At 59.4% G+C, this 25,170-nt stretch carries 22 protein-coding genes and 1 pseudogene; 13 read left to right on the forward strand and 10 right to left on the reverse strand.

Translation table 11 applies throughout. From position 1 onward, the window contains the following. Positions 1-1,672: 1,672 nt before the first annotated feature. Positions 1,673-2,008 (reverse strand): hypothetical protein, encoded by a 336-nt coding sequence (locus tag BO1_RS51295; RefSeq protein ID WP_043285013.1) that lies wholly within the window; start codon positions 2,006-2,008, stop codon positions 1,673-1,675. After that, the gene (locus tag BO1_RS15745) at positions 2,005-3,015 is read right to left on the reverse strand and encodes a PRTRC system protein D (protein WP_028218368.1); all 1,011 of its coding nucleotides are present in this window, start codon (positions 3,013-3,015) and stop codon (positions 2,005-2,007) included. Before BO1_RS15745 ends, BO1_RS51295 begins: the two co-directional genes overlap by 4 nt. A 629-nt stretch (positions 3,016-3,644) precedes the next feature. Here BO1_RS15745 and BO1_RS15750 point away from each other — a divergent pair. The 9 genes and pseudogenes from BO1_RS15750 to BO1_RS51305 all read left to right on the forward strand — a co-directional run bounded on the left by BO1_RS15750 (position 3,645) and on the right by BO1_RS51305 (position 10,696). Then, positions 3,645-4,556: a hypothetical protein gene (locus BO1_RS15750; protein ID WP_028218369.1), complete on the forward strand. Its 912-nt coding sequence runs from the start codon at positions 3,645-3,647 to the stop codon at positions 4,554-4,556. A gap of 137 nt (positions 4,557-4,693) precedes the next feature. Continuing rightward, positions 4,694-5,062, forward strand: a complete 369-nt coding sequence (locus BO1_RS62025) for an RRXRR domain-containing protein (protein WP_156992273.1) — start codon at positions 4,694-4,696, stop codon at positions 5,060-5,062. 60 nt (positions 5,063-5,122) lie between these two features. After that, positions 5,123-5,281, forward strand: coding sequence for a hypothetical protein (locus BO1_RS59165; RefSeq protein WP_156992274.1), 159 nt, complete (start codon positions 5,123-5,125; stop codon positions 5,279-5,281). 124 nt (positions 5,282-5,405) lie between these two features. Then, positions 5,406-5,561 carry a hypothetical protein gene (locus BO1_RS51300; RefSeq protein WP_156992275.1) on the forward strand — a complete coding sequence of 52 codons (156 nt, stop codon included), beginning with the start codon at positions 5,406-5,408 and terminating at the stop codon, positions 5,559-5,561. A gap of 32 nt (positions 5,562-5,593) precedes the next feature. Next, a complete protein-coding gene (locus BO1_RS15765; RefSeq protein ID WP_156992276.1) occupies positions 5,594-5,809 on the forward strand; it encodes a hypothetical protein in 216 nt (71 codons plus the stop codon). Between the two features lie 623 nt (positions 5,810-6,432). Next, positions 6,433-6,894, forward strand: coding sequence for a hypothetical protein (locus BO1_RS59170; RefSeq protein ID WP_156992277.1), 462 nt, complete (start codon positions 6,433-6,435; stop codon positions 6,892-6,894). Between the two features lie 1,211 nt (positions 6,895-8,105). Continuing rightward, positions 8,106-8,909, forward strand: a pseudogene (locus tag BO1_RS61155) (O-antigen ligase family protein); the annotation flags it as partial. A gap of 291 nt (positions 8,910-9,200) precedes the next feature. After that, entirely contained in the window at positions 9,201-10,370 is a 1,170-nt protein-coding gene (locus tag BO1_RS61160; protein ID WP_028218371.1) for a glycosyltransferase family 9 protein, read from the forward strand. Positions 10,371-10,396: 26 nt separating this feature from the next. Continuing rightward, positions 10,397-10,696 carry a GNAT family N-acetyltransferase gene (locus tag BO1_RS51305; RefSeq protein ID WP_052409479.1) on the forward strand — a complete coding sequence of 100 codons (300 nt, stop codon included), beginning with the start codon at positions 10,397-10,399 and terminating at the stop codon, positions 10,694-10,696. Between the two features lie 726 nt (positions 10,697-11,422). Here BO1_RS51305 and BO1_RS15785 read toward each other — a convergent pair. From BO1_RS15785 to BO1_RS15805, 4 genes are all read right to left on the reverse strand, one after another. Further along, the gene (locus tag BO1_RS15785) at positions 11,423-12,112 is read right to left on the reverse strand and encodes a hypothetical protein (RefSeq protein ID WP_028218372.1); all 690 of its coding nucleotides are present in this window, start codon (positions 12,110-12,112) and stop codon (positions 11,423-11,425) included. A gap of 249 nt (positions 12,113-12,361) precedes the next feature. Then, complete coding sequence (locus tag BO1_RS15795) at positions 12,362-13,165, reverse strand: hypothetical protein (RefSeq protein WP_028218373.1); 804 nt, start codon at positions 13,163-13,165, stop codon at positions 12,362-12,364. A 56-nt stretch (positions 13,166-13,221) separates the two neighbouring features. Beyond that, a complete protein-coding gene (locus BO1_RS15800) occupies positions 13,222-13,677 on the reverse strand; it encodes a hypothetical protein (RefSeq protein WP_028218374.1) in 456 nt (151 codons plus the stop codon). A gap of 62 nt (positions 13,678-13,739) precedes the next feature. Beyond that, entirely contained in the window at positions 13,740-14,840 is a 1,101-nt protein-coding gene (locus BO1_RS15805; RefSeq protein WP_028218375.1) for an integrase domain-containing protein, read from the reverse strand. Positions 14,841-17,536: 2,696 nt separating this feature from the next. On the opposite strand from BO1_RS15805, the gene BO1_RS15815 reads away from it, so the two are divergent. From BO1_RS15815 to BO1_RS57565, 3 genes are all read left to right on the forward strand, one after another. Beyond that, complete coding sequence (locus tag BO1_RS15815) at positions 17,537-17,860, forward strand: hypothetical protein (RefSeq protein ID WP_028218376.1); 324 nt, start codon at positions 17,537-17,539, stop codon at positions 17,858-17,860. Positions 17,861-17,946: 86 nt separating this feature from the next. Next, positions 17,947-18,531 carry a hypothetical protein gene (locus BO1_RS57560; protein ID WP_084687991.1) on the forward strand — a complete coding sequence of 195 codons (585 nt, stop codon included), beginning with the start codon at positions 17,947-17,949 and terminating at the stop codon, positions 18,529-18,531. A gap of 72 nt (positions 18,532-18,603) precedes the next feature. Continuing rightward, positions 18,604-18,873, forward strand: a complete 270-nt coding sequence (locus BO1_RS57565; protein ID WP_084687992.1) for a hypothetical protein — start codon at positions 18,604-18,606, stop codon at positions 18,871-18,873. A gap of 829 nt (positions 18,874-19,702) precedes the next feature. Here the strand turns inward: BO1_RS57565 and BO1_RS15825 are convergent. Beyond that, positions 19,703-20,542, reverse strand: coding sequence for a glycosyltransferase (locus BO1_RS15825; protein ID WP_028218377.1), 840 nt, complete (start codon positions 20,540-20,542; stop codon positions 19,703-19,705). Continuing rightward, a complete protein-coding gene (locus BO1_RS15830) occupies positions 20,539-21,801 on the reverse strand; it encodes an oligosaccharide flippase family protein (protein ID WP_028218378.1) in 1,263 nt (420 codons plus the stop codon). Before BO1_RS15830 ends, BO1_RS15825 begins: the two co-directional genes overlap by 4 nt. Before the next feature lie 251 nt (positions 21,802-22,052). On the opposite strand from BO1_RS15830, the gene BO1_RS15835 reads away from it, so the two are divergent. After that, positions 22,053-23,447 (forward strand): phosphomannomutase/phosphoglucomutase, encoded by a 1,395-nt coding sequence (locus BO1_RS15835; RefSeq protein ID WP_028218379.1) that lies wholly within the window; start codon positions 22,053-22,055, stop codon positions 23,445-23,447. Positions 23,448-23,673: 226 nt separating this feature from the next. Here BO1_RS15835 and BO1_RS59175 read toward each other — a convergent pair whose 3' ends face one another. Together BO1_RS59175 and BO1_RS59180 are read right to left on the reverse strand one after the other, a co-directional pair. Beyond that, positions 23,674-24,228: a hypothetical protein gene (locus tag BO1_RS59175; RefSeq protein ID WP_156992279.1), complete on the reverse strand. Its 555-nt coding sequence runs from the start codon at positions 24,226-24,228 to the stop codon at positions 23,674-23,676. A 136-nt stretch (positions 24,229-24,364) separates the two neighbouring features. Then, a partial coding sequence (locus BO1_RS59180) for a hypothetical protein (RefSeq protein WP_043285042.1) occupies positions 24,365-25,170 on the reverse strand: 806 nt, incomplete at its 5' end.

The raw sequence follows: 25,170 nt of genomic DNA on the forward strand, positions 1-25,170 counted from the left end.
GATCGACCCGAGTACGAAAGTGTGAACCTTTGAACCGAAGGCAAGCACCACCGGCTAGCCCGAATTCGGTCAAAAGCTTCACAAAAACAGCGTCATTCTGCCTTTAACTGTTTAGGCGCCTAAAAGGGGATGCTTCCATGGTGCCTACGGTACGCAATTGCATGCTGAGTAGCTTGTCTTTTTCTCTGACGAGTGCCACCTTGCGCTGATTCAATTGACAGTCTGCCCACTGTCTGTGCGTTTCCATGCCTCTCCTTCGAGCGCGGGTCCTTAATTGAACGTTTGGGACCACCCAAGAGCGGCGGATTGCGCCACGATTTTGCACATTTTGAACGTGCACAATTCGTCGACGTGACGAAAAATAACCAGTAGATTCAATATCGTAACGGTGTGGAGTTGTACGATGAAGGCCAAATCGCGTTTAGGCGCCTAAACGGCTTAGACTGGAATGGTGCTGCTTTTCATGCAGCTTTTGGATCAGCCACGATCGTCGGATTGAGTGATACTGTTGCACGGTTTGAACGTGCATAATTTTTTAATGTGATGAAAAATCGTCGTTAGATTAGAAATTTGCGCAACGTGGATTGTACGATGACAGACCAATCGCTTGCAGGCGCCTGCAAGCGGACCACGAACGTGAAGCACGTTATCTCCTCCAAACTTCTTTGCATTTCGCTTGCCTTAAGCGCTTTAAACGATGACTGTGCTTCACGACGACTCGCTAGACGCCGATAGGGCCGTTAGCTGTAGGGTCCACGAGGGTCTTCGCTCCCATTCAAAAGCAGGGCCCGTGGAGCTGGGAAACTACTATCACACGCATCTTACGTTGGGGTTTTGGCCATCTCAAAGTGCCTTGGCAGCCGCGCTCGCTGTCTCGCCAGGTCACGTCTCTCGGTGCATTGCAATCAGCGGCCTACCAAAGCCAGTTGTAGATGCCTTTGGGGGCTCGGACCACGTCAGCTTCCGGCTGGGCAGGAAGCTATTGGAGATGAGCCAAAGGCTTGGAACCGACGAGATATGTCGGCGCGCAAAGGCAGCCAAAGTCTTGAAGCTGGTTAGCCCAAGCGATGTCCTAAGGCTACTTGACTCCGGTTCCGCTCCTGCGCCCCAAAATCCACAACTATGGGTCTCGGTCGAGCGCGGCGCGAAAACGCTTCGCATACAGGGCCCAGATGCCGAGAAGCTGATTTCGCATATTGACGCGCTAGAACGTGCTATCAGGGCGTGTCTGATTAACCTCCAGGATCAACAGAAGATCGCCAACATGTTCGCGAATCTTCCTTCCGGCGTCGGGGACGGCGATAAGACGTTCGAAACGTCCTCCCCTGGGATCCGGAGAAAACGCCGTAAGCGGTAACGGCCCGCCGGATCCCCGGCAACGCGGATCGTGGTCGACGCGTACCTTGGTGCTAGGCCGGCCAGTCCGACGATCAGGCGGTGCGCTTGACCAAAAGCAGATCCATGCTGCACAGGGGGACGATCGGACACGTCGTCGCTACGGTCGTCTATGGAGTACCGGAGCCCGCAGCATGACCCGGGCGATGCATCAATAGGCAGCCATCGTGGTAGTCAGTCATGGGCGTGGCTAACGCACCGGTGCACAGCACAGTGCGCTGCGTCATCGGGTGTTAGCTCATCCTTGCCGCTGTGCTGGGAGGTCAAGTGCGTGTGTCTAGTCGAAGTAGTACGCAAGCTGGCTACCCAGATCGGAGCTGAAATCCAGCCCAATGTCCGCTGCGCTGCCTACACTCAGGGTCACAAAACTCTCGGTCACGTTCGCTTCGTTCGTTGTTAACCTCGGCGTTTGGGCGCTCTCTGGTGCGGGCGATACAGGCGCCGGATGCGAAATAGACTCCTGTCGCATCATTTCACGCAGAAGCATCGCTTCGGCGAGCAACCGCAACACCGCTGCGCGCTCGCGCGCCGATATGCACCGGCCCAATCGCTCGTGCAGCAGTGGTGAGACGAGAGGGTTAATCGTCACCTCGATCGTGAATTTGTCGTTCATGCCGCGCACCGCTCACGCGCGATTCCAACTTCGCCAGCGATCAGGAATCCACGTACGTTTGCGAGGCAGGGAGGATCGATCCTCTCGATTACGACGCGCGGGAATGCGCGACGGATTGCCATGGCATAGAGCGCTGTACCGCCGCCCGAAAGAATGATTGAGCGCACGTCGGGCAGGGGGCCGATGTGGTTCCGTATGTCCATCGCAACGCTGGCGATGATCGGCGCGGCCAGCTCGACATACGGTGCGAGATCGATGTTTTTGCCATAAATGAAGAAGGGTGTCTTCTCGCGCAGTGCCTTGTCGATGAGCTCGATCTCGTTGATCTCTTCGTCTTCCTCGCGTGAAATGAGCTTCGCGATGTGCTGGGAGATCTGCGATGCGCCGCCGGATATGCCGCTACTGAGGTTGTGATCCATCTTGAAGCCGTTCGCATAGACCCAGTTCGTCGTAAAGTAGCCCACGTCGATAACCAGGTGCGCATCGTCGCGTCGGAAGCTGCTGCCGCGGGCACTCGCCACATGCACGAGCGAACCAATGGGCTGCGGGATGACCACCACCTTCTCGACTACGACGCGGCCGTGGCCGAAGTCGTGCTCGCCGACGAATCGTTCCTTCAGAACCGCTGAATCTTTTTCCATATTGTGAACGGATACGCCGAGAACGAGACGCTCGATACGCGTGACACCGGAAAAGTGAATCGCGCCGAAAAGCAACGCTGCGTAGTTGTCGGTCAGCACGTAGTCGACTGCGAGCGCGCGGCCAGTCCTGCCATAAGCCGCGGTGATCGGCACGTCGGGGCCAACCTGATATTCAATGCGGCCGATGTTGATTGTTGCGACCTTGCGCGCGGCGAGCACGCTCTCAGTGTCGCCCCAAAATATTTGGGTCGGGGCCAGCGGCGCAAGCGATGGAAACATACCAGTCGCGACCGTCCCACTCGCGGTACGGTACGAGTACTTCGTATTGCCGTAGCCGACGTCGACTGCGAAGACGGGTGTTTTCATGCTCGGTGTCCTTTCAAAGCGGTATTGGCAGCGTTGAGAAGAAGTCGAAGACGGGTGTGGAGATCCGTTTCGTTTTCCACGAACCTCCGACTCATTTCCTGAGGTTGATTCGCAGTACATCGAAATAGACGGCGAAACATCGACTTCGCTGCATCCAGTCTATCGAGCGTGGAGAGACGCAAAGTCGGCGAAATCTCACGGAAACAGGGGGGCTTTTGCTTGCTCTCGCTCGTCTGAGTCAGACAGGACGTGTGGAGGACGCCACTGACGTTGCATGCGCGTTTGGAGAAGTCCTCTGTGGTCAGTCCGCAGACGGCTTTGAATGAACACAGGTGCCTTGACTTTGCAATGGGCATGCGATGCTTAAATCACGCTGCGGTGACGCAGCGCCCTGCGCCATGCACCGGTGCAGGAACCTCAACTGCGAAACAAACATGGAATACCAATTGACCAATGCCATCTTTTGCGGTCACCGTCCCCTCGCTTGTAGAGCGTGGCGAATTTCGTCGTCTTTCCAAGCGCTGACAACCACCCGAGCGAATACGCTCGGCCAGTAAGTGTCAGAAGATCACGCGTCGCATTGCCGCTAAGAGGCTCCTGAGTCGCACAGTCCACATAGAGAAGCCAGTATGAGCAACAAGAAAAAGCCGCCGATTGACCCGAATTTCGATCCGACCGTGCCCGAGGAGGTCGTTGAATTCCTGGCGGAAACGGACATGCAGTCCCTCCTCGCCAAGGACCTCAGCGACGACATCCTGAATGCCGTCATCGAGAATCGCAAGGCACACCACGAAATGTCCACGCGGGAGGCGAAGTTGCTGATTGCGGCGTACCGACAGATGCGGAATGAGCTCGCGGCAACAAAGGAGCGGGTCGAGTCAGTCAACAACGAGATGGCAAGGCTGAACGCGCTGTACGACGTAAGCAAGGCGGAAGAGCTGCGCCTCCAGCGTGAAATGGAACAGACGCAGGTCGAGCAGTTGAAGACCCAGGAAGCGAACGGGTGCCTGAGCAACGAACTCGCGCTCGTCAGAGGCTCATGCAGTGCACTTCATCTGGAGATCAGCAAGACCGAGAAGGAGCGCGACGCCGCCCGCTGGGAAGTCGCGCAAATGCGTAAGCGGCCGCCAAAGTTGGACGACGCTGAGGCGAGGGCGCAGCTGCGCCGCATCAATGAGCAGTTCGGCAGGAAGTTGGCCGAGTTGCAGCAACTTGACGACAGGATCGAAGCGCTGAAGGCCGAAGAAGCCGCGATTGGGGTGAAGCTGCGGGAGGGCAAAGCGGCGCTCGAAACCCGTAGCCGCGTCGACGCGCAAATGAACGCGCTGTGGGTCGATTTCGGTGAATTTGCGCAGCGATATCACAGCGCGCAGTTGCTGTGTACCGCCGAAGGCAATCCCGAGCGATACCAGGCTATCTTCGACGCGCTCGCAGACGTCGTCGGCAAGTTCCACATGGGGATCGTGGCTGCGAGCAAAGGCCGCTTCAAGATACGCGCGCGGAGAGCGCGTCGACGTGCAGGGACGGCACGTCCCAGATGAACCAGGAAGACAAAAGGCGAACCGGCAACTACCACACCCTGTAGCGTAGAGCTTGACGCCCGAAATCAAGCTCGGGCTGACCCGACCCCGTGCCGCAAGGCGCTACGTTGCGCAGAAGACGGCAGACTCACCGCCGGATGCTTCACCCAGTCCGCCGCTCTGGAAGGGGCGGTTGCAGACAAGCGACCGGGCAAGCACGAAACGGATCGTCCCCCTCCGCTTCATCGCTGACACCTGCTGCGCAACATCGTCGAGGGAAGCGTCACAAGGCCCGTAAGGGCAACGTTTGTCGCGGCGCCAACGTGCGCTACCGTTGGCCCCGCTTTCTCAACCTCAGCAAATCCGAAGGCTGGTTTGCGCCGTCATGCTGTTCTCTGGAGCGTGAAGAGCGGGAAGTGGCTCAGATAGCGAGAAAGCCCACTGATTTTGCCCCTCTATCGACCGACCAATCGCCGAAAGCTCAACAGAAAATGCATCATTCCGGGTTTAGGCGTTTAGGCGCCTAAACGGGAGGTCGGCCAGACCTCACCCTGGCCCGTGTCGAGACGACGTATGAGACGCTCGAAATGAAGAACACCGATATGACGTTCGCGAAGTTTCTGCGCAGCGACCGTGCGCAGAAAGGCCCGCACGTCGATATCTCCAGTTACGACGACGTCCTCTTTGATGCGCCGCGGTCGAAGAACTGGATCACACGGGCAGCCCTCCTCAAGTCCGGCAACTAGCGGGCTACCTCGACTAGCCACGCACACTTGACTTCCCGCACGACGTGCAAGGATCAACTGAGACCTCATTGACACAGCGCGCCGCGCTGTGCAGCGGGGCATCACCGTCAAAGGGAAAGCTGACATGGAATATGAACGCCTTTACGCCATCCTCCACGGACAACGTCTCGACGAGCCTCTCTCTTGGGTCTATCTCGCGGCCTTGGCCGCAGTAGCGATCGCCGGCTGGAAACTCGGCGGCATTTTATTCGACGCACGCCATCGCTCGGGGGACGAGTGATGAAAAGGTTCGAGAAAGCAATGAGAAGTTTCATGAGCTGGCACTGGCTCGCGCGCCGTGCAGCGATTTCCATCGCCTGCTATCTGCTCGCATTGCTCGGTTTGTGGCTCTACGCCGAAGGCATGCAACAGAGCGGCAAGTTCCTTTTTACCGTTGGCAGCATAGGATTTAGCTGGGCAATCGGATTCTGGTATGTCATAGGAGGGGCATTTTCCCTGCTTCTTCGGTGCCGACGCATGTTTATGTAGCTCCCGACGATTCGGATAGCTACAAAGAAGTGGCACGCAACAGAAGGGACTATCGTCACCCATCGCTCTGGTCTGCCCTCACGCTCGCACCGAGTCAACGACCGCCACGCCAGCTTCAACTGTCTATTTCAATTACGGCCGCGCCTTCGGGTGCGGCTTTGCCTATTTCTCGTTGCTTTTTATGCGCTGGACGCATGGATTCCTGCGGCCGGCATGGCGGGTGCCGCACCGATCGGCGTCACCGGCACGATACGGGGGCGCGACGTGCGTAGATGGTGCGCGAAGGAAGGTTGCCTGCCTTGGCACTTCACCCGCAGACGTGCGCTTGTTGTGCCATCGCGGCTATGGGGGAGTATGAAAAGCGTCGAGCTTCAAGGCGAAACCGGTCCTCGATATACGCCTTTGCCAGTCCATTCGACACTTGGGGGCCGCCGTCCTTCGTCGAGCCTGGGCCGTCTTGACTGGCGTTACCACCGCTCGCAGTCTTCTGGATTGATTCCTGTAGATATCCTGATGATGTTCTCTTGCCAAAAACTTGACTTTGCAAATTTGGGGAAATACTGGGTTGGCGAACGTCCTCCGGAACGAGGCGATCGCTAACCCCGCTAATCAGGAGAGTTGAAATGACGTTTGATGAAACGCCTCGATGCCAGTGCGACCAAGATCTCGTGTGCGCAGAATGCGAATGCAGTTTCGAGATGCTTGCGCGTGGACCATTCGAAGAACGATGCATCCTCAAACACACGACTGCGGAATCCACCGAAGAGAAAGAGGTCAAGGGGAAAGCGGGTTGCTTCAATTGTCGGCGTTGCATGGTGGGATGCGTTGACGAACGGAACAACTGGATAGCTTCCTATGTCCGTACAAGACTCAGAACGATGGCTGGCGACGACTTCCCTATCTCCCGTCACACCGCTGACTTTACAGCACACGCAGTGCAGGATCGTTTTCTCTCGGATACGGATACCGTATTGAAGCGGATCCTTGAACTTGCTGCTCTTCGGTATCTGCGTGACGGCTCAAGTACTGTCACGCAGGAGGACGTCGCGGTTGCCTTGCGCTCGCTCGCACACCCGCACCGATGACAAGTCGTCCGGCGACTGGGACTGGCTGGAAATACCGGCCGGTCTCCCATGAGAGGCTGGACTGGGCGCAGTCGAATCCGAGTCGACGCACAGCGGATCAAGTCTGAACCCGCGGCGGAAGGGGAGGGTGTCGACGGCTTATATCGGCATCAGTCAATGAAATTAAATAGATATGCAAATTAAGAATAATTATGGCCGGCCGCAACATGACCGTCATGTCTTTTGCCGACATGGTGGGCTATTTCAATCGTTCGCCGTGTCGTACTCGTAAGCTCGGTGGTGCGGGCTCCGCGATGTGACTGCGCGATGTATCGTCGATGCAGTGAACATGGGGTTGACGCCCAGCACTTCGAGATCGGCGAGAGTCCAGAACGAATAAAGGGCTACACGCGGCGGTGCGGCCCTTTATTTGACGTGGCCCGGCTAACGTCCGTGCCGCATGAATCTCGTGCGAGTTCCGATGGCGTTCGCGGTCCGCTTTGCTGCCGTTGCGATCCATTGATCATGCTAACGCCGCATAGCTACAGCGCGACCAGCCTCGCGACAATTCAGAAACCTATGGTCATTCTCCATTGATCTGGAAACCATCACCTGATAAATAGTTACCGCAAAGGCAATCGCCAACCCGAGCTGATCACTCTTGTTCCCATGTGTCTCGTGGATAACGGGCTTCTATCGCCCAACCTGACTTGACGAGGTTCGGTCGGCCCCTGTCTCGGCAGGCGAGCGAACTGAGCCGCCTGCCAGACTTCCGGTTCGCGTTTCGATGCCTCACCGGCGGAGACTTGCTGTGGAAATAACGGCGATAAGTGAAACTCCAGATCCAAAGCAGTGGGTTTCACACATCTGCCGCCAATCACGAGAATAATCTGCTGCCACGTGTGCGATCTATGGAATAAACACTAGCTGGTGCCGTGATTTCTGGCGGATGAGGAGCCTTGTCACATAGGCATGTCACAATCGGCAAGGGCTCTCGTTTCTCGCCAGACTTAGGATTCAACGTGACGCATACCAACCGACTATCAAGCGGTGCCGCCACCTTGGCTGTCGTGTTGTCGCCGGCTGTCATGCTGTCGATAAGAGGGGGCACTGGCTACTGCTTTTTCGTTATTTTCGCGCTAGCTCTGGCCTACCTTGGCAAAGCAGAGCATCGCCGTCGCGCGGCGGCGCTGTTTCGCGAGCACCGGCTCTTCGTCCTGGGTCTGATCGGCATGCCGGCTGTCATCCTGTTCCAGATCACGGTTCTTCGAAGCGGCACATTCCCTGCACTCGATCCATTCCTGCGGCTGGCGCTCGTCGTCCCCGGGTTTTTCTATCTTGGGTCGCTGGCGTCCCGGCAACTGCGCCTCGTGCAATGGGGATTTGTAGCGGGTGCGCTAGGTGTTGGCGTTTGGGCGGTCTACGCGCACTATCATCCAGCCGTGTGGGTGCAGCCTGGTCGCCTCGGCAATTCTTTTACCAACCCGATCCCCCTCGGCGACACGGCATTGCTGCTCGGTTTCCTTGCGATTGTGTCGATTAGGCGAGGCAGACACGCCCATTCAGCTGAGGTAGCAATCAAGATCGCGGCGTTTCTGCTCGGCGGATACGCGTCGTATTTGTCGGGCTCGCGCGGGGGATGGGTCGCGGTGCCGCTGCTTCTATGGACAACCTTCGGCGGCCGGCACTGGCTGGCCGGCAGACGGGCACGCATGGTATTGGGATGCACGATCGTGGCGTCCTTCGTGGTATTCGCTTCCGGCAGCCTTGTCGGCCAACGGTTCAACGCGATCATCTCGGACGTACAGGAACTGCACCAAGGCAACATCGATACTTCGGTCGGCTTGCGCCTCGAATTGTGGCGCGCATCCGCGCTTCTATACTCGCGCTATCCGGTGTTTGGCGTGGGGCGCGGCCGTCTGGAGGATGCGCTTAACGGGCTTGCCCAACGTGCCGAGGCGCCGCGAGCGATCGTCAACCCGGGCGCACATAGCGATTTCTTTTCAACGCTATCGCAAATGGGCACTGTCGGCGTGGTGGCACTGCTGCTTCTCTACGTCGGAACCTTCGCACCGTTCTGGCGAAACCGGCTCAGCACGGACGGCGAAATCGCTACCGCATCATATTTGGGACTCGCCGTAGTTGGCAGCACGATCATCTTCGGGTTGACCATCGACGCATTGACGCTCGTGATGAGCGCATGCTTTTTCGCGCTGAATGTAGCAACACTGCTCGCGTGGATCGAGGCGCGAAAGCGGGAAATCGACGAAATGGCACGCCCGTCTGCGCTGAAGCCGGAACTGCCTCCGCGAACAAGCCCGTCTGCGCTGAAGCTGGAGCCGCCTCCGCGAACAATTCTGGTGGCCTGCACCCGCCGCATAGGCGATGTGTTGCTGGTGACGCCGCTTGTCCGATCGATGAAGACGCAGTGGCCCGAAGCTAAAATCGACATGATCGTGTTTCAGGGCACAGAGGGGGTACTTGAGAACAACCCGGACTTGCGCCGCGTTATTACGGTCACTCAGCGGGCACCGATCCGTGAACGAGTGGCGGATGCCGTGCGGCTCTGGCGGCGTTACGATCTTGCCTGCGCAGCCATCGACTCAGATCGCGCACTGATCTATACGTGCCTTGCCGGGCGCAAGCGAATCGGGCTCGTCAATGCCGATCGAGTGAAGTGGTTCGCCACCGTCATGCTTCACCGTATCGCGCTCGACCGGCAACTGCACAAACACGTGGTGTCGAGCACACTCGAACTGGCGCGGTTGGTGGGCGTGACGCCGCGTGGGGAGGTGGTCGCACCGGGCATCGGTCCCGATCCCGAGCGCAGAGCCCGGTTCGAGGCTCGGTTCAATGCGCCGCCCGCCTCGATGCCGGGGCAGCGAATAGTCGTGCTGCATCTGTGCCCCATGTACACATACAAACAATGGACCGTCGATAATTGGGCTACAACGCTTCGCTGGCTGCGCGCACAGGGCTTTGCCGTGGCGCTGAGCGGGGGAGCCGCGCAGGCCGAGCGCGAGTATGCCGCACAGGTGGTCGCCGCGGCTGGGGAGTCGGTCCTGAATCTTGTCGGTGAGCTGACGCTGGGCGAAACGGCGGAAATGATCCGGCATGCGAATCTCTTTATTGGTCCCGATACGGGTACCGCCCATATTGCTGCCGCATGCGGCACGTCGACGATCGCGCTGTTCGGTCCATCCGACCCGGTTCGCTGGGGGCCGTGGCCGTGCAGCTGGCCGGCGGGTGAAAACCCATGGGCTCGACGCGGCTCAGGCCTGCGCGGCAACGTGTACCAACTGCAAGGGGAGACAGAGTGCGTTCCGTGCCGGCAGGAAGGGTGCCACCGGCATAAGGAAAGCACGAGCGATTGCCTGACCGGCCTGCCGGCAAGCCGCGTAATTGCTGTTGCTGCGCAACTGCTTGGTATACCGGAACCGACACAGACCCAGATCGTCGACATCAGCCGATACAACAGGTTGCGGGCTTCTGCGTAGACGCCATTCAGACTGACGGTTGAACCATGCAGGTCCGCGCCAATGGGGTGGACCTGCTGACCAGTGTCGATCATGACGCATGGCCGCCTGCGCTCGCCAGACGGCTGCCGCGCTATCCGCAAATGCCCGTTACACAGCTCGGCCGCTTGGCCGTCGATGCGAATCATCAAGGCGCCGGGCGCGGCAAGCGGCTGCTCATGGATGCTCCGTATCGCAGTTGGCAAGCTTTGCAACAAATCGCGTCGATGGCGGTGATCGTTGACGCAATCGACGAACGCGCACGCGCATTTTATCAAGCTTTCGATTTCCTCGTTTTTCCCGATTAGGACTGCAGCCTATTTCTGCCGATCGCGATGATTGCGCAGCTATTTTGATAGGTGCCGCCGCGAGAGACCGCGGCCCCGCAAGGATGCGTCCGCGGCCCACACCATGTCTGGTGGCGGGCAGAGTTTTCATGGCCGGCGAGGCTGGACATTGGATAGCGCTGCAGGAATGGAAAGCTATTCGGAAGCCTTGCGGCTCTCCGAATTTGCCCCGACTAGAGCACCGAAAGTTGATCCGGCTTTTTGCCAATGTGACGTCGCGCGCAGAATGAGGGGTAGTATCCCGTGCTACTTGAGGTGAGACGGCGAACCCTGTGGCGAGATCCGCGCGGAGAAGAGGTTCTTGGGTGAACATGTGATGCAATTGCCCATCGTTGATGCGGCGTCGCGCGATCAACTCAAACGCGTTAATACAAACAGCACCGCGGACGGGTTTGTTCGGTTTGTCTGTTGCCCCCCATTTGTCTGGCAGACACCTCCTGCTTTGGCAGTTTGGAGAATCCATTGTTGCGTCAGCAACGACAGGCGTTTGTCCGACCTTGTCGCGCCAAAATATCTAATCTATTGATTTTGGAAGGACAAAACTTTCGCGCTTGGAGAACGCCCGCCACCAGAAGTGGCCCGGTGAATCAAGGCCGAACCCTGGCGACGATTTGCGTCCGGTTTGCGACTGGCCTCGACGACGAGTATTAGGTACCAGATGCGCCGTCGGAGCTCCCCGATGAAGGGTCAATGGGGCCGCGTCTCTTCATGAGTGCGGCGCGCCGCCTGTACCACCGATACGATTTCCGCATCGAGGTCCGCGCTCAAAATTCGTGAGAGCGCGGCGGCAACGCCTGCGCGCACCGCTGCATTGCTTGCGTCGCAGTATATATTGACGACGCATCCCTGGACGAAGTGGTGGCCCTCAAACGGATGCGCCACGCCCGGGCCGCTGTATTCGTCAAAGTGTTCATCGATTAGCTCCGTCAGCAGCATATCAATTGGCTGGTATCGGTGTGCGTGACCGCGGCGATAGCTCAGGATAAGGGGATCCTCAGCGATGGCATTGAGCAAGAACTCGAGCGCGATTCCGTCGCAGTTCTCGTCGTCAACTTCGTCAGGGTCGAGAGGCTGCAGCAACTTCAAGGTCAAACTTCCCCACGAGGCATCCCGGTGCCAGACGGCGGAACTTTTGAACTTCGCGTGTCGCTGCATGTATGCAGACGACGTGCGCAGGGAGTCGGCCGTGGTCGCCCACCGATACATATGCGTTTCGTAGTTAATGCGCCGTGCTACGCGCGCCAGAGTGCTGTTCAGAGCGATCGCGTCGGTGAGGAGCGGTGATAACGGCTCGCTGCGAAGACTGAGCGCGCGAGCGACAGCATCTACAAGGGCGTTCCGATCAATCTCTGATGTCATCTGGTGGAACTCATTCATTGCGATATTCCTATAATTTGGAGGAACGGTAAGGGAGCCCGGCTCATTCAGTTACACGGACGCCATTGCGACGCCGCAATGGCGATACGGGATGCGGTGCTGGTGCTCGCGGGCGCGCTCGATTGGCGTGGATACCGAGCTTTCGGTGACCGAAAGCCGATTGAGCGCGTGGATCAACGGACCTCAAGTGGAGGTGGACCGTTGATCTCCCGTGCAGTGGCTTCGTTACCCGGTCGCGATTCGAAGCCCTTAATCGAGCGCCACGGTCCGCGCGCGCTTACGGTTCGTAGTTGGTGCGCATTCGGCACGCCACTCATCCTGCGAAATGCACGGTAGTCCGAGTGCGTCGACGACGCGCTTGAACGTATCAGCAGTGCCCAGCAGATCGCGCTGGGCAATCACCTTGTGAGCGAGCGCATGCACGATTTTCTCTGGTGCACTATTGAGTCGCGCCGCAGTCAATTCCGTTTCGAAATCGACAGCGCGGTTCAAGACAGCGGCGATCGGCATCTTGAATTGCTGAGCCTTCGCGAGAGATGTTGACACCGGGAGCACAGCCTCAGGCGATACCGTGATTTGGGCTTCACGGGCGTACTCAACAACTGCCGGGTAGACGTCGTCGAACCGGGCGTCTGCCGGCAGGTCGGTCCCCAGAATCCCGATGCTGGCAGGATTCACACCCGCCGCGCAAATCGCGGTAAGCGTTTCTACGGCGGCCAGCTGTGACGTAGTATCCGGGGACACCGACACGATGATCGTTTTCAGTTCGGTCAGAACGTGCCGTCTGGCCTGGATAAACGCGATCATGACGTTCTGATCCTCAGGCGAGACGTCGATGATGCCTCCGCGCGGCGAAGTCATCATGGTGCAGTAGTGATCCTGCAGCGTGTCTTCGCTTTCCGCCAGACGTGTGCTGCTCACGTCGTCACCGCGCACATCGAGCAGACCTGGCTTCAGAAGCATTCCACCCGTCTGTGCGTGAAGGATTTGCGCTGCCGATGCTTGCGCTGCGGTGTTCGAGCTTTGGAAGTGAGCCACAATCAGATGAGTCATTGTCGTTCCTGCTATGGTTGTTAATGGAGAGATGGTTGCGTGAACAGCGTGATTGCTTAAGTAATGGGGTCTTCGTTGCGAGCTTGATCGCTGGTACACGCTTCTTGTTCGGCCCGGCGCTTGCGATTTCTCGCGAGCTGCGAGGCTTCGAGCGGTCGGTACGTTCGCAAGCGGAATGCATCCCATTGCCGATTCTGGATAGGGCGACGGATGCGCGGGATGACGATGGACCGCAAAATCCTGGCGTTGTAGCCCGCGTGCAGGCACACGAGAAGGACGGCGCTCAGGGCAACCAGGGCGTCATCGATGTGGCAATCCCGGTAGTCGAGAAATGTCGCGTACGCGCGTAGTGACTCCTCCGGAATGTCCGGGATGGCAGAGGGCAACACGCCGCGCGATTGCAAAAAGCCCTCGAACTCGAGCCATAAGGGTAGGAGCATCCGGGCCGCTTTGTCGCTGCTGTACCGGGATAGAGAAATGCGCGCTTCCTCTGAGAGTTGGGATTCGGACATTTCTTTTTTACCTCCTTTATTTAGACAAATCGTGTGGTTGGTCGTGTGATTCGTCATGCTGATTAGTTGTTCTTGCGATCATGCTGAAACCCCGTGTGATTCACCTGGGTGCGGCGTCCGCGCGCCGGTCGTCGACGCCTGTGTTTGGCGCGGTTGCCATGCTGCGGTCGATCGTTAACGCTGGCCATTACGGGCATTTCGCGGTTCCTCGCGACTGTTTTCTCTAAAGGTACGAAGTCACTGGGTAAGTGGATCTTCTCGGGAAACCGGTGGCGGATCTGCCAGCAGTAAACGTCGAGAATCATCTTCACGCGTGACGGACCGTGCCCGAGGCGGTCCGATAGTTGGGTCAGTACCTCAACCGGCGGCACGCCGCGATCGAGTGCGGCGTTGCCAAAATCGACGGCATAGGTAAACCTCAGGCTGTGACTTCCGAGCTCTCTGCGCATCGGCAGTTGGTCAAAGCGAGACTTCAGGCGGGCCTTTGCGCTTTTGAGGTCATCGTGGCAGCCGGTGATCAGTTCAAAGTCGCGGTCGCGGCAGAACGCCAGCGCTGCGTTGATCGCGTCGAGCGTTTCCTCTACGTGATCCGCAAGCACTTCGGTACGACGCGGACGCCCGTTTTTCGCGCCGCGTTCGATGGGCAGCCGTCGATTTCCCTGCAGGATCAGGTCTCGCCAGATTTCCAGCGACTTGCCGCACATGAGTGCTTCGCGCATGCGAAGTCCCAACCAACGCATCAAGCGAATAACGTGCACGACGCCGTCATCACCGAGCTTTTCTGCCGCGGCAAGTAGGTCACTGAACTCCTGCGGCGTACGAGCACGGTGCTTGCCATGCCGCTCCCGGCGCTCGAGCTGGAGGGGCCGACTGCGGGTTGAGCAGGACATGTCCTGGCCAGCCGTGCCCTGGATCACCGAGAGCGACGCTCGATAATTTGCGAGCGTGCCAGGCTTCATCGCCCCGGCGACCAGGAACCAGACAAAAAACTCGAGCATCCAGTCTTCCGCTTCGTCGACTGCTTCCAGCGTGTGACCGATCCGGGCTGCGAAACGCGAGAACTCGCTCCAGTGCAAGCGACGGTGTTTCTGCGAGTCCTTGCTTCCGCCTGCTTCGCGGCTTATCTGTGCGGCGTGGTTGACACCTTTTGATCTTCGACCCATGGAACTCCTTTCCTGTGGCTGGTTATTCCGCCTGTACCTGACCTCATGCGCGGGCGGAAGCGCGAATGAGGGCACCCTGTTGCCATCGGTTGCGATGGCGACGTGTCCGATGAGGACACGTGGTTGGAACGAGCAGGTTTCAACGCGGGTGCGACGTTGATCTGCTGGCATGCGGGACTACAAAGAGACGGGCAGAGGCGGTTTAGCTGAGGGTCCCCGGTTGGCACCGGTGGAAAGGTCTGCGCGTTTGGAAGAGGGAGCCCGGGGCGGGTTGAACACGGCGCGTCGTGTGGCGGCGCATTCGATGTTCAACCGCATTCGCGTGCATGCAGCACGTGGGCAGTGGCGGCTCGCGTGAGGGCGAGCACGAGGTGGGCGGATTCTCGGGGAACACGTCACACCGAGATCGCGCTTGATGGAGGGTGAAAGGATTGATGTGCGCCAGAGCGGCGTGTCGCAGACCGAAACGATCGATGAGCTCGACCGTTTCAAGACGCAAAGGAAGCCTGCTACCGTCCGCAGGCGGGCAACCGAGGCATGCGGAGGATCTCGGCTACGCCGGGAAGCAACTCACGCCTCGGGAAATGCCCTTTGCATTTGGAAGGGTAGCGCGTGCGGTACTCGCGCGAAGAAGTGCATTGCGCGCGAAATGACGCGCGACCTTTCGGGGAGAGCTTGGCTTTCCAGAGAGCAAAAAGCGATCGGCGACTGGTTAGTTGCCCATCAACACAGGGCTGCTGAACCTGTAGTCCAGCCCGAAGCCTGGAAAGCCTTCTTCCAGGTGGCCCAAATCCGTTGCCCGCGTCTTGCGACAAGAGCCATTTCGATGGATTTTCAGCGCCGCCCGCGTGTAGCTTGTCGGTGCCGACGTAAGAACGACAAAGTGCGGGTAAATAGCACGTTGGCGTCGGATCCGCGCTCGCTGCGAGCGCAAGCAGGGGAACGCGCAGATTAAGCCGCGTGTTGTTCGTGGTGTGTGCTGCGGGTGGCAGCCAAGGAGATGTTTTCGCCAGACGGACTACGGGAGCCGTGCCCGAGGCGTTCGATCGATGCGTCAGAGACGCGACAACAGCTGCTACGTTAGCACAGTGTTTTGCGGTTGCAAATCAAATCACGCATCCACGTATCGGCCCCGGGAAAGCGACCTAAAAACATGCGTCTTTTCACATGCTGAATCGGCTGGGGTGCGCAACCGTTCGAATTTGATCCGGCGGTATTGCACCGCAGGCAAGTGGCGCAGAAACGTTCGCTCCTGAAACATGGACGTTACATTCACCAATAGCAATGGCCAATAGCAGATAGTCTTCCTGCGATGGGGGTACATTTAATGCAGCGTGCCGCCCGCGGACCAGGGCGGCGATGGGCGTGTACGTCTGGAGGCGGATGTGGACCAATCTTGGGTATGGCTGTCGGGATGATCATGCGCGTGATCGCGGCAGTGGGCTTTGCCGCTCACTATCGACGTGAACGGCGCCGGGCAGATCTTCTGCGTAACCTTGATCACCATGAGTGGTGCCGATGGACCCAATCGCGACGTTAGCTATCTTCGCAAGCCGTTGCCAGCGTCGATGTGCTTCTCGCTCTTCCGTGAGCTCTCTGCATCACAAGACGATTCCAACGGGTACGCTGGGTTTGGGGCGGGGACCACGTTCCGAGATGCTGCCAGCTGTCGGGGTCCAACTGCACTGGCCTTCATTGCGACCGCGGTGGCAGGGACGTTGCACAGCAACATCAGCAGTTGCGCACGCGTGGCCTTCTTGCGCCACACCCGGCGAATGTCATTCCCGATGACTGGCACCAGAACGCTGACTAGACGCAGTCCCCCAGTACCAAATGGTTCGCTGCCGGGCATGAGTTCTCCGTCTTCGTGCGGCCGTGCCACTCCTCGCTGAAACAACCACGAGCCCATCGTATCGTCGCTGATGTTGGTCGCGTGCACTGGCGAAACTTGCTGGCAACCCCAAGATATAAACGTATTAAAATTACAAATAGATTTTGATTTGACATGAAGATACGAAGGTTGTGAGCTATTTCTATGATTAATACTTTTGCAGCATATCAGTCGTTAGCTATCCTATTTTAATGTCTTAAGAATTGCAGCGGGATCGCTAAGCACGGGGAAATCTAAACCTCGAGACCTTTGTAGCAAGATCTTTCCTTGTGTGCGGTATCGCACATAGAGAACCCACATGGTGCGTAGAATGAAAAGGAAAAGGGAAATCTGGCAGATTTTTAGGCATCCATATAAATAATATATAACGCCATCCTAAACATAAGATTCTGCTTGAAGTGTTTGCGTAAATGTCGAGATGTTGACGCAATAAAAAGCTCCTTGACATTAATTGCCGATGGGTTACTGTCACTTGTAATGCGAATAAAAGTTTCGTGCGCAACGGCTTGTTATCAGCGTTGAGCGAAGTTGAGGGGATTAATATGATCCGCTTTCTCCATTTTGCTGCCCTACGGCCAGCGCGCTCCCCCCGAAGCCGAACCAACTGGGCATGCCCAACTTCCAGTTAGCCGCGCCGCACCATTAATTTGGTGGGATAGCTGTTTTCGGTTGAAAAAATTTCGATCTGATTTAGACGGTAAGTTTAATGATTATTAATCTTAGCATTGCTAATAACATTATGGGCAGCCTGTTGGCGTGCAGTTCTGCTCATATTCCACGTTCACACGCCAATTTGGAGTTAGCCATGAAGAAGCTTCTCATTGCAGTGGCAGTTCTGGCAATGTCGGGTGCATCTTTCGCTGGCACGTCCACCAGCTCGTCGAGCGGCGGTGGCTCGCAAACGAGCGCCAGCGTTAATGGGTGGGGTGCTCAAGCTGCGGTCGCAGGTGGTGTGCAAAGTGCGAATGCGGTTGCCGTTGAAGGTGGCAACCGCTACGTGAACGGCTCGTACACCGCCACGAACTCCAGCAACCTGGAAGGTGCGGCCGCGTTCGGTGTCGGTCATGGCAAGTCGAGTGCTTCGTCGAGCGGCGGCTCGGGCTCAAGCGCAAACGCTTCGTCGCACTGAGCTGCGCGCAGCTTGTCAAGTGCTGGGGCCGAGTCTGAAATCCTGATGCAGACTCGGCTTTTCGTACAAATTAAGGAATCCATATCATGAAAATGAAAGTGATCCTTGCTGCGGTGATGACTCTTGCTTCGGCAGTCGCCATCGCGGGGCAACCGGCGACTACCAGTCAGACACAGTCTACGGCGAGCGGTACGACCGGCTCGGTCTTGATCGGTTCGGGTGGCTATTCCAGTTCTTCGACCAATGTTGCGGCGACCAACTCCACGAGCAACTCGACGGCCGGCGGCAGCAACTCGACAGCCGGCGCGGCGCACTACTCCAACTCGAGCACGAGCGGCAGCGGGCTGGGCGGTTCGTATGCCGCGGGTGGAGCGATCGGCGTTTCGCAAGGTACGTCGTCGTCACCGGGAACGTCGACAACGACCACCGCGCTCTCCGGCGGGGTTACGTCGTCGATTACGCTGGGCGGAACGCACTACACGGCAACCTCGGGCACCGACGCGGGTGCAGCGGGTGCTGGAGCGACCGCAACCAGCGGAAAAAATGGCTCGACAACCAGCACGACTTCGGGTCAGGGAAATACCTCGACTGCCGGCAGCACCGGAAGCGCGGGGCAATCCTCGGCAGCAGGCGGAAGCCAAAGCTCGGGAACCGCGAATTCTGGCAGTTAATGGTTGCCACGTGGTATGGGCCAGCGCCCCATGCTGGTCCCTGATTCAACCGTTCTATTACCGGGAGTTGGCATGAAGCATACGTTGATTGCCGTTGCTCTTGCGCTCGCATCGTCAACGGCTTTAGCCCAGGCTGCGCCCGCAGCAAATAGCGAGCAGTCGAATGTGCAGCCATCAAACGGTCAGTATCCAACCGAGACAACCGGACCGTCGCACAAATCGATGCCTTCGGGCAACCTCTCCGGCGGTGGGAAAGGTCAGCCTGTCAATGGCGACAAGGTCGACTCCTGGTCGCTTCTGGGGCAGGGTTGGAAGCAGTTTGCCAACGGGGGGAAACAGTAGTCGTCACCCACAAGAAACCGACGGCCATACGGTTGTTAGCGTCGTTCAACGATTCCTGATCCGGAGAGACAAGGAGCACGTCAACTATTTCAGCATGCAAACGCTGAGGACCACGCCCTCTATCGAGGCCCCCGGTCTGGCGTCACGCTGTCGGATACGTGTCTGGGGGCTGTGGCAGACACAGGTAGTGGCCCAATCTGTCGCCCAACCGGCTCCCGCTCAAGGTAGTCAAGCATCAATCTCAGCCATCGAAGTGACACAGGCAACAGCGCCGCAGGAGAGCAACAACGTGCAATCGGCGCGGGTTGACAGCGTCACGGCAAAGCTGAGGGAACTGAAGTAATGCAGGCTCGTTATAGCGGGAGGTTAAGCTTCAAGGTACCGTTCCTCCTGCTTTCAAAGGGGCTTGGAGATCCCCGAATCCAGGTCCCCGTTTTTTGCGAAGTGCCAAGCCTGCCAATGCGGTCGGTATGCGATGAAACTAGTTCCTTCTCTTTGGTTCGCGTCGCTGGCACCAGCCTCCGGTCAGACGGGCTCTATCCCTAATGCGGTTGCAGGCGTTGTACTGCTGCAGCGACAAGAGCCGCAAGTCCATCCCCTGTGATGATCACTTGTATGCCGATCATTGTGCAAGTTGCGATGCATGGTTACAAATACGTCGAGCCCGAAAGCGGGTAGCCGGCTCCTGTTGAAAAATCTGCAGTCCAGATGAAATTATAAAATCTTGAGCAGATTAACAGAAGGTTCCAATGAAAGTATGAACTGCCCGACGCGCCGGGCCGGCTCCCGGGGCATTCGGGGGCACAGGACTCGAGTGCGGTGCCGGGGCTCACGTCCCCCGCGCAAACAACGCGCGTTTCACCTTCTGCAATGCGCCGTAGGGCGTCACGAAATGAAGCAGGCTTTTCGCGATCCCCGCCCAGTCGCGCCAGTTCAGCACGTTCAGATACCGCGCCTGCAAACGCAGCGTGGAGGCGATCTGCCGCCGCCGCTTCGTCGCGCTGATGCCGCCTTCATTGAGCTCGTAATAGAGCCCGAGTTCGGGCAGGTTTGCGCAGTCGTAGCGTTCCATCAGCCGCAAGAAAAGGTCGAGGTCCTCGGCGGCCGGATACTGCACGCGATAGTTGCCCACCGCGAGCACCGCATCGATTCTCAGCATCACCGAAGGATGCACGAGCGGCGAGCGCAGCATGCGCGTGCGGCGCAGCGTGCGCGCGTCGGCGGCGGGGCGCAGCATGAATAGCGGCGCACCGGCGCGGTTCACCACCTGCGTCCACGTGCCGAGCGCGGAAAGTTTCGGCTCGGCTTCCATGCGCGCACGCTGCTTCGTGAGGCGCTGCGGCGCGGCGAGGTCGCCGGAATCGATGCGCGCCGCATAGCGAAAGCCGCGCGCCGCGAGCGCTTCTACACCGGCCTTAAGCGCGCGCTCGATCCCGCCGTTCTGCGCCATGCGCAGCACCTCGATCTGCATGCCTGCCACGCTCGGCGCAACAATCGGCGGCGTGCTGCCATCGTCGACGACGAGCGCATACACCGGCGCATGTTCCACGAACGAGGCGAGCGTGCGCTCGACATCGGCCTGACCGTTGAAGGCGGGCATCAGCACGGCCACGTCGGCGAGTGCGCCGACGCGAGCGTTCGGGAGCGCAGCAGCGGGGGAGTTCGTCATGGAGCCAACTTGAAGCGGATGTAATAGAAGTTCACGCAGGCCGCGGCGACATAGCCGCCCGCAAGCCCGACGAGCGCGCCGTAGGCGCCAAGCCGCGGGATCGCCACGAGGTTCACGGCGAACGCCACCGCGAGCGCGAGCAGCCATTTGGCGAGCAAAACGAACTTCGCCTGATATTTGAGCACGACGAGGTTGCCGATCGCCTCGATGCCCGCAGGCAGCGAGAGCCACACGGCCCAGCGGAAGATGCCGATCGCCTCCGCATAGTCCGGCCCGAACACGTGGCCGATGATGAACCCCGCGAGCGCGTCGAGCACGAGTGCGCCCGCCACCATCAGCGCGGCCGTCATCGCGAAGAGGCGCACGAGGTTGCGGCGCAGCTGGGCGGCCTGCTGCACGCGATAGACGAAGGCGGGCGCAATCGTCTGCGAGAGCATGAGCGCGAGCGTGATCCAGTTTTCGTTGAGCTGCTGCGCGGCGGAGTAGCGGCCGAGGTCGGCGAACGAGATCGTGCGCTCGAGCATGAGCCGGTCGAGCTTGAGGAACAGGTACATGCAGATGAGCCCGAGCCAGAACACGGTGCCCGCCGTCGCGAAATGCTTGAAGAGCGCGCGGTCCACGTGCCAGCCGAGCTTGCCGCCGTGCTGACGCCGGAAATAGAGCACGAGCGCCGCGCCAATGGCCGCTGATTCGAGCGCCCAGAGCCAGCCGAAGCTGGCGGGCGCGAAGGCCGCGCGCGCGAGCAGGAACACGAGCAATGCCTTGACCACAGCCGTGCTCATGCTCGCGAGCAACTGCGGCTTGCTGTACGTCATGCTCTGCAGCCAGGCGTTGATCACGCCGACGAACGGCTCGCGAAACAGCATCGTGACGGCGAGCCCGGCGAGCATCGCGCCCACGAGCGGATCGGTCGCGCCCATCGCAATCCCGCCCCAGGTGATGAGGAGCGCCGCCGCCGAGACACCGATGCGCAACGCAAAGGCGCTACCGAGCACGGTGCCCAGTTCCTCGCGCGGTTTGTTCACAATCGTCGGCACGAGGATTTCGGCGCCGCAGACCCAGGTGATGGGGGCGAGCACGAGCAGCAGCGTGTTGGCATATTGCCACTTGCCGAACACATCGGGCCCGAAATAGCGCGCGAGCACACCGCTGATGACGATGGCCACGGCGATCTGCGTGACGCGCTCGAGGCCGAGCCACACGATGTTTGCGAAGGCGCGCTTGACGTCGGGATTCGCGTAGCGTTTGAGGCTCAGCATCGCGGGAGCGCCCCTTCTATGCAATGGGCATGCCGCGTGCTCAGGCATGGGGCAGGGTCCGGGTCCGGCCTGGATTTTGTCGTCTGAAGGAAACGGCGAGGCATTAAAATAGGTGCATAACCAACGGCTGACGCCGAAAAACGGCAATTATAGTTGTAACGATTCCGACTTTTCGTAACGATTGGGCCCGCCGGGCAGGCAAATCATGTTACGAATACACCCCGACTTTCCTTCGCACTGTGAGCCTCACCATGATTTCTCAATCGATTTTCAAGGCCTATGACATTCGCGGCGTTATCGGCAAGACGCTCGATACCGATACCGCACGCGCCATCGGCCGGGCATTCGGCAGCGAAGTGCGTGCGCAGGGCGGCGATGCGGTGGTGATCGCGCGCGACGGCCGCCTTTCGGGTCCCGATCTCTCGGCGGCGCTGGCCGACGGCCTGCGCGCCGCGGGCGTGGACGTCGTCAATGTGGGCATGGTGCCCACGCCGGTCGGCTATTTCGCAGCCAGCGTGCCGCTCAAGCTCGCCTCGGGCGAGCGCAGCATCGACTCGTGCATCGTGGTCACGGGCAGCCACAATCCGCCCGACTACAACGGCTTCAAGATGGTCCTGCGCAGCAAGGCCATCTACGGCGACCAGATCCAGGCGCTCTATCAGCGCATCGTCGACAATCGTTTCGAATCGGGCTCGGGCAGCTATGCCGACTACGACATCGCCGATGAATACATCGCGCGCATCGTGGGCGACGTGAAGCTCGCGCGCCCGCTGAAGATCGTCGTGGATACCGGCAACGGCGTGGCGGGCGCACTGGCGCCGCGCCTGTTCAAGGCGCTCGGCTGCGAGCTGGTCGAACTCTTCACCGAGGTGGACGGCACCTTCCCGAACCACCATCCGGATCCGGCGCACCCCGAGAATCTGCAGGACGTGATTCGCGCGCTCAAGGAAACCGACGCCGAAGTGGGCTTTGCGTTCGACGGCGATGGCGACCGCCTGGGCGTGGTCACGAAGGACGGCGAGATCATCTATCCGGATCGCCAGCTCATGCTGTTCGCCGAGGAAGTGCTCTCGCGCAATCCGGGCAAGCAGATCATCTACGACGTGAAGTGCACGCGCAATCTGGCGAAGTGGGTGAAGGAAAAGGGCGGCGAGCCGCTCATGTGGAAGACGGGCCACTCGCTCGTGAAGGCGAAGCTGCGCGAGACAGGCGCGCCGCTGGCGGGCGAAATGAGCGGCCACGTGTTCTTCAAGGACCGCTGGTACGGTTTCGACGACGGCCTGTACACGGGCGCCCGCCTGCTCGAGATCCTCGCGCGCGTGGCCGACCCGAGCGAGCTGCTCAACGGCCTGCCGAACTCGCACGCCACGCCCGAGCTGCAATTGAAGCTCGAAGAAGGCGAAAACTTCGCGCTGATCGCGAAGCTCCAGCAGAACGCGAAGTTCACGGGCGCCGACGACGTCGTCACGATCGACGGCCTGCGCGTGGAGTATCCGGACGGCTTCGGGCTCGCGCGCTCGTCGAATACGACGCCGGTGGTCGTGATGCGCTTCGAGGCTGATAACGACGCGGCACTCGCGCGCATCCAGGCCGACTTCAAGCGCGTGATCCTCGCCGAAAAGCCGGATGCAAAGCTGCCATTCTGACGCAGCCGTTGCGGCCGCCCGGGATTGCGCGCGGAAGGCGAGGTGCACACGGCCAATTTGATGGTCGTGTGTGGGCTCGCTGCGATTCCGCGCTCATTCCGGGCGCGGGCAGGCTGCGCTCGCCCAGGTCTTCGGGTTTCACGTCACGCATTTCACAGCGCGCCGATGCTTGACGCATTGCACCCGGTGAGCGTCAGCGCGATCAAGTAGATGACCTTTTCATGGCTCATCTGCAATAGGAAAGCGCGCGTGTTTGCAGGGCTGGCAGCGTTGCTCTTTTGAGTTCGTGCTTATACGAGCGATAGGTTTTGCCATTTACCGTGATCGTGCTCTCTGCAGTCGATTCCGTCGTCGTCTTCTCGCTCTCGTCTGTCCACGAGTTCACTGTTGACGACGCACTCGCACTCGAATAAGTGGCTGAAGACGCGATCATCTGCGTGGCACTATCCGCGTTCGTCCATGCCGACGTATGCATGGTGCTTGTTTGCCCGGATGCGTTTGGCATTGAGCCCTGCCAGGAAGGGGGAGCAGAAAAAGGAGGCGCACGATCAAACGAGCCGGATTGCCACGAAGGCGCATACCCGCTCTCTGGCTCCACGTAGTTGTAACTGGGCATCGCAACTTGCACGATGATCGGCGTGCAAGTGTTCTTTACAGGGGTTTGGACCTGCGGTTCTTGCCACTGTTGAAGTGCAGCGCCTGCGATCGCAGCAGGGGTCGAAACTGTTTGCCCGAAAGCTGGCGACAATGCTGCGAGCAAAACAAGAGGAGCTAGTTTCATGGCATACCTCCTACATCGCCAGGCATAGCAAATCACTAAAAAGCGGGGGTCTGGATTCCGGGGGGGATCCAGACCCCCTTTGAGAGCAGGAGGACCGGGGCCTTGCTGGTTGAACTCCTGCTATAGCGCACCTGCGTTACTTCAACTGGTTCACCTTTGCAGCGACGCTTTCAACCGACATCGCTTGCACATTGTTGCTGTCGGACGTCACCACTGCCGGTGTTGCGTCGTCGGTAACGATGGGGGTTTCAGTGGTTTGTACCGGAACCGTTTGCTCTGTCGATTGGGTGGTGGCTTGGTCGGCGCCTTGCGCGCTCGGCTCGGCAGTCGCTTGATCGGCCGGCTGGGCAGCGGTCTGATCGGCCGGCTTGGCAGCGGCTTGATCGGCCGGTTGAGCAGCGGCTTGCTCGGTCGGCTTGGCAGCGGCTTGCTCGGTCGGCTTGGCAGCGGCTTGCTCGGTCGGCTTGGCAGCGGCTTGCTCGGTCGGCTTGGCAGCGGCTTGCTCGGCCGGTTGGGCAGCGGCTTGGTCGGTCGGCTTGGCAGCGGCTTGATCGGCCGGTTGAGCAGCGGCTTGCTCGGCCGGTTGGGCGGCGGCTTGCTCGGCCGGCTTGGCAGCGGCTTGCTCGGCCGGTTGGGCGGCGGCTTGCTCGGCCGGCTTGGCAGCGGCTTGCTCGGCCGGTTGGGCGGCGGCTTGCTCAGTCGACTTCGCAGCGGCTTGAGCGACCGGTTGGGCGACGGTTTGTCCGATCGGTTGGGTGAGGAGGGTTTGCGCGACCGGCAGGGCGACCGGCAAAGCGATGGGGTGCGCGACTGGTTGAACAGCCGTTTGCGCGACCGGTTGCGCAGCAGGTTGGGAGGGCGTTTGCACGGCCGGTTGCGCGTTCATTTGCGCTACCGGCTGGGCGACCGGTTGTGCGATCGGTTGTGCCGCTGCTTGCGTTT

The sequence above is a fragment of the Paraburkholderia oxyphila NBRC 105797 genome (assembly GCF_000685075.1).
GTDB classification, from domain to species: Bacteria; Pseudomonadota; Gammaproteobacteria; order Burkholderiales; family Burkholderiaceae; genus Paraburkholderia; species Paraburkholderia oxyphila.

Coding starts and splice junctions, on each gene's coding strand:
- BO1_RS59175 (WP_156992279.1), bottom strand. CDS start 24,228: ATGAAACTAGCTCCTCTTGTTTTGCTCGCAGCATTGTCGCCAGCTTTC.
- BO1_RS15795 (WP_028218373.1), bottom strand. CDS start 13,165: ATGACTCATCTGATTGTGGCTCACTTCCAAAGCTCGAACACCGCAGCG.
- BO1_RS59170 (WP_156992277.1), top strand. CDS start 6,433: ATGACGTTTGATGAAACGCCTCGATGCCAGTGCGACCAAGATCTCGTG.
- BO1_RS51295 (WP_043285013.1), bottom strand. CDS start 2,008: ATGAACGACAAATTCACGATCGAGGTGACGATTAACCCTCTCGTCTCA.
- BO1_RS15805 (WP_028218375.1), bottom strand. CDS start 14,840: ATGGGTCGAAGATCAAAAGGTGTCAACCACGCCGCACAGATAAGCCGC.
- BO1_RS57565 (WP_084687992.1), top strand. CDS start 18,604: ATGAAGCATACGTTGATTGCCGTTGCTCTTGCGCTCGCATCGTCAACG.
- BO1_RS15785 (WP_028218372.1), bottom strand. CDS start 12,112: ATGAATGAGTTCCACCAGATGACATCAGAGATTGATCGGAACGCCCTT.
- BO1_RS15750 (WP_028218369.1), top strand. CDS start 3,645: ATGAGCAACAAGAAAAAGCCGCCGATTGACCCGAATTTCGATCCGACC.
- BO1_RS62025 (WP_156992273.1), top strand. CDS start 4,694: ATGCTTCACCCAGTCCGCCGCTCTGGAAGGGGCGGTTGCAGACAAGCG.
- BO1_RS15825 (WP_028218377.1), bottom strand. CDS start 20,542: ATGACGAACTCCCCCGCTGCTGCGCTCCCGAACGCTCGCGTCGGCGCA.
- BO1_RS51305 (WP_052409479.1), top strand. CDS start 10,397: ATGCAGGTCCGCGCCAATGGGGTGGACCTGCTGACCAGTGTCGATCAT.
- BO1_RS15745 (WP_028218368.1), bottom strand. CDS start 3,015: ATGAAAACACCCGTCTTCGCAGTCGACGTCGGCTACGGCAATACGAAG.
- BO1_RS15835 (WP_028218379.1), top strand. CDS start 22,053: ATGATTTCTCAATCGATTTTCAAGGCCTATGACATTCGCGGCGTTATC.
- BO1_RS15765 (WP_156992276.1), top strand. CDS start 5,594: ATGAGCTGGCACTGGCTCGCGCGCCGTGCAGCGATTTCCATCGCCTGC.
- BO1_RS15815 (WP_028218376.1), top strand. CDS start 17,537: ATGAAGAAGCTTCTCATTGCAGTGGCAGTTCTGGCAATGTCGGGTGCA.
- BO1_RS57560 (WP_084687991.1), top strand. CDS start 17,947: ATGAAAATGAAAGTGATCCTTGCTGCGGTGATGACTCTTGCTTCGGCA.
- BO1_RS15830 (WP_028218378.1), bottom strand. CDS start 21,801: ATGCTGAGCCTCAAACGCTACGCGAATCCCGACGTCAAGCGCGCCTTC.
- BO1_RS51300 (WP_156992275.1), top strand. CDS start 5,406: ATGGAATATGAACGCCTTTACGCCATCCTCCACGGACAACGTCTCGAC.
- BO1_RS15800 (WP_028218374.1), bottom strand. CDS start 13,677: ATGTCCGAATCCCAACTCTCAGAGGAAGCGCGCATTTCTCTATCCCGG.
- BO1_RS59165 (WP_156992274.1), top strand. CDS start 5,123: ATGAAGAACACCGATATGACGTTCGCGAAGTTTCTGCGCAGCGACCGT.